At 52.9% G+C, this 9,054-nt stretch carries 11 protein-coding genes and 1 pseudogene; 8 read left to right on the forward strand and 4 right to left on the reverse strand.

Annotation, left to right across the window (positions count from 1 at the left end; translation table 11 throughout):
• Window positions 1–346 precede the first annotated feature (346 nt).
• Together HMPREF3178_RS22425 and HMPREF3178_RS22430 are read right to left on the reverse strand one after the other, a co-directional pair.
• The gene (locus HMPREF3178_RS22425; protein ID WP_004105356.1) at window positions 347–1,069 is read right to left on the reverse strand and encodes an ArsR/SmtB family transcription factor; all 723 of its coding nucleotides are present in this window, start codon (window positions 1,067–1,069) and stop codon (window positions 347–349) included.
• Between the two features lie 45 nt (window positions 1,070–1,114).
• Window positions 1,115–1,426 carry an antibiotic biosynthesis monooxygenase family protein gene (locus tag HMPREF3178_RS22430; RefSeq protein ID WP_004115172.1) on the reverse strand — a complete coding sequence of 104 codons (312 nt, stop codon included), beginning with the start codon at window positions 1,424–1,426 and terminating at the stop codon, window positions 1,115–1,117.
• Window positions 1,427–1,810: 384 nt separating this feature from the next.
• On the opposite strand from HMPREF3178_RS22430, the gene HMPREF3178_RS22435 reads away from it, so the two are divergent.
• Complete coding sequence (locus HMPREF3178_RS22435; RefSeq protein ID WP_004105360.1) at window positions 1,811–2,020, forward strand: YdgH/BhsA/McbA-like domain containing protein; 210 nt, start codon at window positions 1,811–1,813, stop codon at window positions 2,018–2,020.
• A gap of 207 nt (window positions 2,021–2,227) precedes the next feature.
• Here HMPREF3178_RS22435 and HMPREF3178_RS22440 read toward each other — a convergent pair whose 3' ends face one another.
• Window positions 2,228–3,112, reverse strand: a complete 885-nt coding sequence (locus HMPREF3178_RS22440) for an EamA family transporter (protein ID WP_016808164.1) — start codon at window positions 3,110–3,112, stop codon at window positions 2,228–2,230.
• An 80-nt stretch (window positions 3,113–3,192) separates the two neighbouring features.
• Between HMPREF3178_RS22440 and HMPREF3178_RS22445 the strand changes: the two genes are divergently transcribed.
• Window positions 3,193–3,699 carry a MarR family winged helix-turn-helix transcriptional regulator gene (locus HMPREF3178_RS22445; RefSeq protein ID WP_004105364.1) on the forward strand — a complete coding sequence of 169 codons (507 nt, stop codon included), beginning with the start codon at window positions 3,193–3,195 and terminating at the stop codon, window positions 3,697–3,699.
• 106 nt (window positions 3,700–3,805) lie between these two features.
• On the opposite strand, the gene HMPREF3178_RS22450 is transcribed toward HMPREF3178_RS22445, so the two are convergent.
• On the reverse strand, window positions 3,806–4,267 hold the full coding sequence (locus HMPREF3178_RS22450) for an Lrp/AsnC family transcriptional regulator (RefSeq protein WP_004105365.1): 462 nt from the start codon (window positions 4,265–4,267) through the stop codon (window positions 3,806–3,808).
• 149 nt (window positions 4,268–4,416) lie between these two features.
• On the opposite strand from HMPREF3178_RS22450, the gene HMPREF3178_RS22455 reads away from it, so the two are divergent.
• From HMPREF3178_RS22455 to HMPREF3178_RS31875, 6 genes and pseudogenes are all read left to right on the forward strand, one after another.
• Window positions 4,417–5,028, forward strand: coding sequence for a LysE family translocator (locus HMPREF3178_RS22455; protein WP_004105367.1), 612 nt, complete (start codon window positions 4,417–4,419; stop codon window positions 5,026–5,028).
• A 540-nt stretch (window positions 5,029–5,568) separates the two neighbouring features.
• On the forward strand, window positions 5,569–6,174 hold the full coding sequence (locus tag HMPREF3178_RS22460) for a tyrosine-type DNA invertase (protein WP_004105369.1): 606 nt from the start codon (window positions 5,569–5,571) through the stop codon (window positions 6,172–6,174).
• A gap of 441 nt (window positions 6,175–6,615) precedes the next feature.
• Window positions 6,616–7,242, forward strand: coding sequence for a tyrosine-type DNA invertase (locus HMPREF3178_RS22465; RefSeq protein WP_017145464.1), 627 nt, complete (start codon window positions 6,616–6,618; stop codon window positions 7,240–7,242).
• Window positions 7,243–7,704: 462 nt separating this feature from the next.
• Complete coding sequence (fimA, locus tag HMPREF3178_RS22470) at window positions 7,705–8,250, forward strand: type 1 fimbrial major subunit FimA (protein ID WP_004105373.1); 546 nt, start codon at window positions 7,705–7,707, stop codon at window positions 8,248–8,250.
• Between the two features lie 72 nt (window positions 8,251–8,322).
• Complete coding sequence (locus HMPREF3178_RS22475) at window positions 8,323–8,862, forward strand: type 1 fimbrial minor subunit FimI (protein WP_070585519.1); 540 nt, start codon at window positions 8,323–8,325, stop codon at window positions 8,860–8,862.
• A 35-nt stretch (window positions 8,863–8,897) separates the two neighbouring features.
• Window positions 8,898–9,054: pseudogene (locus HMPREF3178_RS31875) on the forward strand (molecular chaperone FimC); the annotation flags it as partial.

Below are 9,054 nucleotides of genomic sequence, written 5' to 3' on the forward strand. Positions count from 1 at the left end.
AATTCGCACAAAAGTCAGAAGCGATTTGCGATGCTCACTTGTGCAACTGTTAATAGAAACTTCGACTGACCGGAAGCCGCAATATTTAAGGCGTCAGGAACGAATTCTAATAAAGAAATCGTCAAGGCTGTCGGCGTCAAAGAATGCTATTTTTCGCTGACAAATATACATATGTTCACGAGCTGTTAATCAATGTAACAGATAGCTGACAACTATTAATAATTCAGGATTAATAGCAAGAAACGAAGTTATTGTTATTTACACGGAAGGGGAAAAGACGATATGGAATTAACAATATAGCAACCTATATTGGCATAAAAACTATTTCCCCCCAGTCAGAACACTCTTAATCGCTCGCTGATCGGGTATTTTTCGCCAGCTGAAAATGCTGATGTAGCGCTCGCCATCCTGCTGACGTAATCGTCACTTCGCGGAATCCCGGGGTAGTGGTAAACCAGCCTTTCTGCAGACCGTGCTGCAGCAGCGCCGCGCCTGCCGCCCCACCGAGATGAAAGCGACGTTCGCTCCAGTCAAGGCAGCCGCAGCACGCTTTGCGCCGGGAGCCGCTCTTCGTCATTATCCCCAGGCGCGCAAACTGCGCTTCGCCGACGGGCGTCAGAGCAGTGCCATCAGGCGCTATCCACGCTTCGCGCAGCAGAAAATCATACAGTGATACCGCCACTTCGCCGGCCAGATGATCGTAACAGGTACGCGCGACGCGTAAATTAACCGGCGTTGCGGTGGACAGCGCCACCGCACGCTTGCCGGCCATGGTCATCATATTTTCCAGCAATCCGGCAACATCGCTACCGGCGAGGCGGTAGTAGCGATGGCGGCCCTGGGCAAGACACATCAGCAAACCGCTGCTGACCAGCCGGCTAAGATGCGCGCTGGCGGTGGAGGGGGAAATGTCGGCCACGGTGGAAAGCTCGGTAGCCGTCCACGCCCGGCCATCCATCAAGGCGCAAAGTATCTTCAACCGCGAGGCATCCGCCATTGCCGACGCCACTGCCGCCATTGCCAGGGCCAGCGATTCATCGTCTTCAATCCGCTCAACAGGTTTTAACATAGCGCCTCGCTTATTTTCCCAACGGCAAACTGCCGCCATATTACGTTAATCGGCATGTTGAGAACGATATTCGCGCAGCACCCGGGCAACCCGAATTTGATAGCAGGCGAAGATGCTCTCCCGTCCCTCTTTCTGCGCAGCCTGATGGCAAAGGTTGCGCCTCCACGCCAGTACCGCATCCTCATCCCGCCACCAGGAGAGCGACAGAATTTTGCCTGCCGCAGTCAGGCTTTGAAAACGCTCAATGGCAATAAAACCGTCAATATCGCTCAGCAGCGGCTTCAGCTCCGCCGCCAGCGTTAAGTAGCGCTCCTGGCTCGCCGGGGTAACCTCAGCTTCAAAAAGTACTGCAATCATACCGTCGTCCTCACGCAATCAGTGTGAAGGCCAGGATATCTTCTTTGCCGGGCTCAATGCTTCGCTGATGGGCGAAGTATGATGGCTTTTATTGCGTAAAAAACGCCCTACATATTCACAAAAGCAATAGTTAATAACCTGAAGAAAGCTAATCGCGCCTCTTTTGAAACTATTTTGTAAGGCCTGAAACAGGTCCAAAAAGAGACCATCTATATGTTTTTATTGAAAATAAAAAAACCAAAATCAGCTAATTCATCATCATACCGTCACAAAAGTGTGATCTAAATCGCACTTTTTGCAACGCGCGTTATAGTTAGCAGACTTATTATAAGTCCATCGAAAGCAACCACGCTTTCCACCATAAAAGTTAAAAGGATAAACACCATGAAAAACGTAAAATTACTTGCCGCTGCCGGTATGCTGTCTCTGGTCTCTTTTGCTAGCTTCGCTCAGCCTGTTAGCGTAACCGCAGATACTCTGGACAACGCCGAAGCCAAAATCGCTGCCATTGCTAAAGACCAGGGTGAGTCTTACCACATTACCGAAGCTTATACCGGTAACCAGGTACATATGACCGCCGAGCTGTCTAAATAACCGAATGGTTGCAGAGGGAGCTGCCGGACAGGTCGCCTGAAGGCGGCTGGTCTGGCTCCCGCCACATAATAAGCACCCAGCAATGTCGAGCCCCTTGATGGGGCTTTTTTTGTTTTTGGCGAACAGTGAACCCGCAGCCCGGTTTGTGGGTTCACCGCCGTCTGCGGTGCAGTAGCCCGGACAGATGCGCAGCATCGCCTCCGGGATTTACCGACCCGCTGCAGCTCTCTTATTCGATAATGCGCGCTGAATCGACAGCACGCTGAATAGCACAATCACCAATCCCGCCAGCGCCAGCCCCTCAATTTTTTGTCCGAGGAAAACCCAGCCTAATAGTACCGCTGTCACCGGACTCAGCAGGCTCATTGCCGATACCGCTACCGGAGAAAGACGGCCAATACCGCGGAACCAGAGGCCATACGCGAGCATTGCCCCGGCAACGCACAGCCACAAATAACCCGCCGCCTGAGTCAGCGTTACCTGATGCAGCGGCGGATCGACCAGTAACGCAATCGGCGCCAGTACAATACCGCCAATCAGCAGCTGCCAGCCTGTCAGGGCAATAACCGGCAAGGCGATCGCCCAGCGCCGCGACAGCCAGGTCCCAAGCGCCATACTCATCGCCCCCAGAAATGCCGCGCCGATCCCAAGCGGATCGAGCGTCATTTGCGGCGATAGCAGCAACATCGCCATTCCCACGATCCCCGTCATTGCTGATAGCACCGCGAGCCAGGGCGATCGCTGACGATCGACGCACCATGCCAGCAGCATCACCAGCAGCGGCTGGATAGCGCCAATCACCGCCGCCAGTCCGCCCGGCAGCCGATAAGCGGCAATAAACAGCAGCGCCTGGAACGCGCCGATATTCAGGATCCCGGTGACAATCAGCTTCCACCACTCGCCGCGCAGCGGAAGGCGACGGCTCCAGATCAGCAGGGCGATCCCGGCCGGCAGCACCCGCAGCAGCGCGGCGATAAACGGTCTATCGGGCGGCAGGAACTGCGAGGTGACAATATAGGTGCTGCCCCAGATGGCGGGCGCCAGCGCGGTTAAGAATAGATCTACAACAAGGTTGCGCGAAACAAAGGCCATGATTTTATCTTCATATCAAGGTAAATTATGGCCTAAGTATGTATCGATATTTATCTTGATATCAAGACAAGTAGGCATTAATGGACAAATCACCGCAGACCGACGCCGTGGATCGCATTCTTGAACAGTGGAAACGGGAACGCCCCGATCTCGATTGCACTCCAATGGGACCGTTCGGTCGTCTGAAGCGCTGCGCACTGCTGCTGGAACCGCGCATTGAAGCGGCTTTTCTTCGCCATGATTTAGTGCGCTGGGAGTTTGACATGCTGGCGACTTTGCGACGGGCGGGCGATCCGTTCGTGCTGTCGCCAACCCAGCTCTTTTCAACGTTAATGATCACCTCCGGCACCATGACCCATCGTCTTAAGGCGCTGGAAAAACGAGGGTTTATTCGCCGCCTGCCAAACCCGGACGATGCGCGCAGCATGCTGGTCGCGCTGACGCCTGAGGGGCGGAAGTTAATCGACAGGGCGGTAGAGAGCCACGTGGAAAATGAGCGGCAGCTGCTGGATGGCCTTTCTGCGGGGCAGCGCCAGCAGCTTGATGAAGCGCTGACGGTGTTTATGCGTCTGCTGGAAAAAGAGTAATACCACTCTGCTTTGACAGGGTGCTCATACTGCTGCCGGCTCACCTTTGATGACGCATCACCGTTATTTCCCCGGAGGCGATGCTACGCATCTGTCCGGGCTGCGGTTACCCATTACCGAGCGGAAAAGGGCGATCCTGCACGACCGTCTTCATGACCAATGTCGAACGTAAATGCTGCACGCCGGGCATTGCGGAGAGTTTATCATCGTACAGCTTCTGGAAGGCCGGAAGATCGCGCGTCACCACATGCATCAGATAGTCCGGATCGCCAAACAGACGCTGCGCCAGCACGATTTGCGGGATCTCTTCGACCGCTTCCTCAAACGCGCTTACCGCTTTTTTGTCCCCCTCTTTTAGCGTCGCGAAGACGATGGCCAAAAAGTTGAAGCCCATTTTGGCCGGATCAAGGTTGGCCCGATAACCGGTAATCACCCCCTCCTGCTCCAGCGTGCGCAGCCGGCGATGACAGGGCGAAAGACTGAGATTCACCCGTTCGGCCAGCTCGGTTATCGATAGTCGCCCGTCGGCCTGCAGCTCAGCAAGAATTTTTCGATCGATGCTATCCATTTGGAATATTTTCCCTCAGATTCCCCTTCCAGAGCATAACATTGAAAGCTCATTGCGCAATAAACCCGATATTCTTTTCCTCAAATAATCGCCGCTTTACGAGGGAAAACGATGAGAAACTGCCATCAACACGCAGGGGTGCGCTGGCCATGGAAATGAGCTTTATCGCCAGCTTTTGGCTGGTTTCCTTTCTGCTGATCATCACGCCGGGGGCTGACTGGGCCTACACCATCAGCGCAGGGATCAACGGTCGGCGCGTGATACCCGCCGTCGCCGGACTAATGTCCGGTCACCTGCTGGCCACGCTGATCGTCGTCGCCGGAATCGGCGTGTTAATCGCCGGCCACCCGCTGGCGCTATCGACGATTACCCTGCTGGGCGCGGGCTATCTGATGTGGCTGGGGATCGCTATTTTGCGCCATCCGCCAACGCCAGGCACACAGCAATACAGCGCGGATAGCTGGAATCGCTGGGCGATTAAGGGGCTATGCATTAGCGGCCTCAATCCAAAAGTCTTTCTTCTGTTTCTGGCCCTGCTGCCGCAGTTTACCGACCCCCAGGGAAGCTGGTCGGTCGCGCAGCAGATGTCGGCGCTGGGCGGTATTCACCTTATCACCTGCACGCTGGTCTATTTACTGGTCGGCTACGGCGCCAAAGCGCTGTTAGCGACCCGGCCTCAAATCGCGCAAAAGGTCAGCATCGCTTCGGGGGTGATGATGGTCGCCATAGCCGCCCTGCTGTTTCTGGAGCAGCTGAGGTAGCCTGCCATATAAGGCGCGAGCGCGTGTCCTGTTCGCGCCACGGCATTATTACGGCAAAAACGCATTGCTGTACGGTTATTTTGCATTCGTCATCACCCCACTCTAAATTAGCCAATGCGCATCTCTCGCTTCCTTATCAGCCAGATTTTTTGGCTACGCAACCCTCCGATATACCCCCCTCTTAGCGGCAGTTAAGGTTTATCTCATATGAAATAAAACAATTCTTAACGCTCCCCACAATTGTTGCGCTTCCTGTTTTCCCTATTCATAAGATGGTTTTTGCAGTATGGTTAACATTATTAGAAGTTATATACTGCTGCCTACCCAGTTAAGGAGAAAAAGAATGAGCAGGATATGGGCCCTACCCCAAACCGCAACGCCGAATATATATATAAAAATAAGAACTGCCTGTCCAAAAGAAGTCATATCGCTTAAATATTGCCAGCAGCAGCAATAAATAATGCACATGCAGCCGAATCTTATCATTATCTTATGATGGCCAAATAGTGCGCTCGCCGGCTGTATAATAAAGGGAACTCAATGAAAAGCAATGCTATTTTAAAAAAAAGGAACTTCCTGACTCACAATGAAATAGAGTCATTGCTCAAAGCGGCCAACAGTGGTGCACATGCCACGCGCAATTATTGCCTGACATTATTGTGTTTTATTCACGGATTACGCGCCAGTGAAATATGCCGCCTGCAAATTTCCGATATCGACCTTAGTTCTAAATGTATCTATATTCACCGGCTTAAGAATGGATTTTCGACAACGCATCCTTTGCTAAATAAAGAAATCCGCGCATTAAAAAACTGGCTACAGGTCCGCGCCTCGTACCCGCAGTCCGACAGCGAATGGTTATTTCTCTCACGAAAAGGTAATCCTTTGTCTCGCCAGCAGTTTTATCAGATTATTTCCGCCTCTGGTGATAATGCCGGGCTATCGCTCGAAATTCATCCGCATATGCTCCGTCATTCATGCGGCTTCGCCCTGGCCAACATGGGCATTGATACCCGCCTTATCCAGGACTACCTGGGCCACCGCAACATTCGCCATACCGTATGGTATACCGCCAGTAACGCTGGCCGTTTCTATGGTATCTGGGACGAAAGCAGAGACAGACAGCGGAGCCCTGTTCTGCCGTAATGCTCGATGCCAGGGAGGGCGTCAAAATAACCGTCAGGCAGCGGTAAACATTAAAAAAAATTAACCATGCGGTGTTTATGATTATTGTTCCGGCAAGTTCACAGCGCAACGATGATTTATCTTATTACCCCCGGGCATGGCCCTGCATATAAATGCGTCAACGCCCTTCCGTTTAAAATAGCCGCAATCATGCTTTTTTCCTTTTAATTTTATGCACCTGAAAAAGAACCGCGGCCCAGAGGTTGTCGCCATCAATAAAATCTATAAGAATAAGATTTATCATCTGTAATATTCTGCCCCACAGCCGCTACAATGTCATTATTCAACTATGCTTAAGCCCCTTCGTATAATACGCGATTAACCTTGCGGATTATTTGTGAGCGCCCCCTGCGGTCCGCAGGGTCGTGTTAATTTTCAAGATCATATCAGGAGTTATTTATTGTGAACCGACGTCGTTTTCTTACTGGTAAAGAAGTTCAGGCGATGATGCTGGCAGCCCGCCACGGGCAAACGGGAGAGCGGGATTACTGTCTAATCCTGCTCGCTTTTCGTCATGGTATGCGCATTAGCGAATTACTCGATCTGCACTACCCCGACCTCGATCTTGTCGAAGGCCGCATCAATATTCGACGGCTGAAGAATGGATTCTCGACCGTACATCCTCTGATGGTCGATGAATGTGACGCTATCAGGCGCTGGAGTCAGGTACGCGGCGCCTGGAAAGGCGCGCAAAAAACCGATGCGCTGTTTATATCGCGACGCGGTACGCCGCTTTCGCGTCAGCAGGCCTACCGCATCATCCGCACCGCTGGCGTAGACGCTGGTACGGCTACCCATACTCACCCGCATATGCTGCGCCATGCCTGCGGTTACGAACTGGCGGAGAGAGGGGCCGACACCCGCCTTATTCAGGACTATCTCGGCCATCGAAACATTCGCCATACCGTACGCTATACGGCCAGCAACGCCGCGCGATTCGCCGGACTCTGGGAGCGCAACAACCTGATGGAGTGGAATTTACAAAATCAGAGAATGGAAAATAAGTGTTTGATAAATAAATGGAAATAACTTACCGAACAGGTCAATTGGGGCCAAACTGTGTGCATCATAAAAATATTCAGTAACCTTTTGCAACCATCGAATGCATCAAACAGGGGGTAAAAGCCAATATCACTTTGATTAACAATGTTTTTTTATTTTTAATCTTTTCCAGAAACGTCCTTCTTTCCGCTGCCCATCCTTCCCGGCCACGCGTTGCCGATAGCCATCCATGGCTTATCAAGTCTTAACGATATCGATTTTTATGTCGTTAAAAATAATAAAACAGATTAAAAAACCAAATAAAAACTCAAATCATCATAATTTCAGTCAATTACGTCAACGAGTCAAAATGGCCCCAAATGTCTCATTTTTTGGGTGAAAAACATGCAGAACCGCAGCCGAATATATCGGCTGAAATATGAAATACCTGGAGGTCATGATGACGGCCAGATCGGTTCGTAATCCCGATATTGTTCAAAGGAAAACAACATGAAAATCAAATCACTGGCAATCGTTGTTCTGTCAGCCCTGTCTCTGAGCTCCGCGGCGGCGCTGGCCGACACCACGGTAAATGGCGGCACGGTGCATTTTAAAGGGGAAGTCGTCAACGCAGCCTGCGCCATTGACGCGGGTTCAATCGATCAAACCGTTCCAATGGGCCAGGTACGTTCGGCGAAACTGGCGACTGCGGGCAGCACCAGCACGGCTGTCGGCTTCAATATCCAGCTGAACGATTGTGACACCACCGTTGCCACCAAGGCCTCCGTCGCCTTCACCGGCACCGCGATTGACAGCACCAACACCACCGTACTGGCGCTGCAAAGCTCGGCGGCAGGCAGCGCGACTAACGTCGGCGTGCAGATCCTTGACCGTACCGGTACGCCGCTGGCGCTGGATGGCGCAACCTTCGGCGCAGCTTCCACCCTGAACGATGGCACCAACATCATTCCGTTCCAGGCTCGCTACTACGCGACTGCCGCTGCCACTGCCGGTACCGCTAACGCTGACGCCACCTTTAAAGTGCAGTACCAGTAATTTTTTCATCAGGCAGGGACGCGCGCCGGGCCAGGAAGGCCCGTTATCCATAACGGAATTCGGGTGATAACGATGCAAAGGATGAAGTCAGGTCTGTTGATATTCCTGCTCCCGCCGCTGGCGCTGGCCGGTAACCAGTGGAACGTTATGCTGCCCGGCGGAAACATGCGCTTTCAGGGGATCATTATTGCCGAGTCCTGCCGCGTTGAAGCGGGCGACCGGCAGATGACGGTCAACATGGGGCAGATCAGCAGCAATCGGTTTCATTCGGCCGGAGAAGACACCAATCCCGTCCCCTTCGATATCCACCTGCAGGAGTGCAGTACCGCCGTCAGCCAGCGCGTTGGCGTGGCCTTTCACGGCGTCGCCGATGGTAAAAACCCGGACGTGCTCTCAGTGGGCGAAGGACCGGGGATAGCGACCGGCGTGGGCGTCGCTCTGTTTGATAAAGACGACCAGCCAATCCCACTGAACGGCCCTCCCGCCGCCTGGACAAGATTGTATACCGGGCCAACCACATTGCATTTTGTAGCGAAATACCGGGCAACAGGGCATCAGGTCACCGGAGGCGCGGCCAACGCTCAGGCCTGGTTCTCCCTGACCTACCAGTAATTAATCAGCAAACGAACCGAAAACAGGAAACGACGGTGACGATAAAAGGGGTAAACGTGAGAACAACACTGGCGATAACGCGCGGTTTACTGGCGGGAGCGCTGATGATAGCCGCCATGGGATTTACCGCTCGCGCCGAGGCTGGCGTGGCGCTGGGGGCGACCCGCGTCATCTATCCTGCCGGGCAAAAGC

The sequence above is a fragment of the Klebsiella sp. HMSC09D12 genome, from assembly GCF_001808475.1.
Classification (GTDB): domain Bacteria; phylum Pseudomonadota; class Gammaproteobacteria; order Enterobacterales; family Enterobacteriaceae; genus Klebsiella; species Klebsiella oxytoca.

Bases quoted from the DNA above. Each gene is read 5' to 3' on its own strand.
- HMPREF3178_RS22425 (WP_004105356.1), bottom strand. From the start codon at position 1,069: ATGTTAAAACCTGTTGAGCGGATTGAAGACGATGAATCGCTGGCCCTG.
- HMPREF3178_RS22430 (WP_004115172.1), bottom strand. From the start codon at position 1,426: ATGATTGCAGTACTTTTTGAAGCTGAGGTTACCCCGGCGAGCCAGGAG.
- HMPREF3178_RS22435 (WP_004105360.1), top strand. From the start codon at position 1,811: ATGAAAAACGTAAAATTACTTGCCGCTGCCGGTATGCTGTCTCTGGTC.
- HMPREF3178_RS22440 (WP_016808164.1), bottom strand. From the start codon at position 3,112: ATGGCCTTTGTTTCGCGCAACCTTGTTGTAGATCTATTCTTAACCGCG.
- HMPREF3178_RS22445 (WP_004105364.1), top strand. From the start codon at position 3,193: ATGGACAAATCACCGCAGACCGACGCCGTGGATCGCATTCTTGAACAG.
- HMPREF3178_RS22450 (WP_004105365.1), bottom strand. From the start codon at position 4,267: ATGGATAGCATCGATCGAAAAATTCTTGCTGAGCTGCAGGCCGACGGG.
- HMPREF3178_RS22455 (WP_004105367.1), top strand. From the start codon at position 4,417: ATGGAAATGAGCTTTATCGCCAGCTTTTGGCTGGTTTCCTTTCTGCTG.
- HMPREF3178_RS22460 (WP_004105369.1), top strand. From the start codon at position 5,569: ATGAAAAGCAATGCTATTTTAAAAAAAAGGAACTTCCTGACTCACAAT.
- fimA (WP_004105373.1), top strand. From the start codon at position 7,705: ATGAAAATCAAATCACTGGCAATCGTTGTTCTGTCAGCCCTGTCTCTG.
- HMPREF3178_RS22475 (WP_070585519.1), top strand. From the start codon at position 8,323: ATGCAAAGGATGAAGTCAGGTCTGTTGATATTCCTGCTCCCGCCGCTG.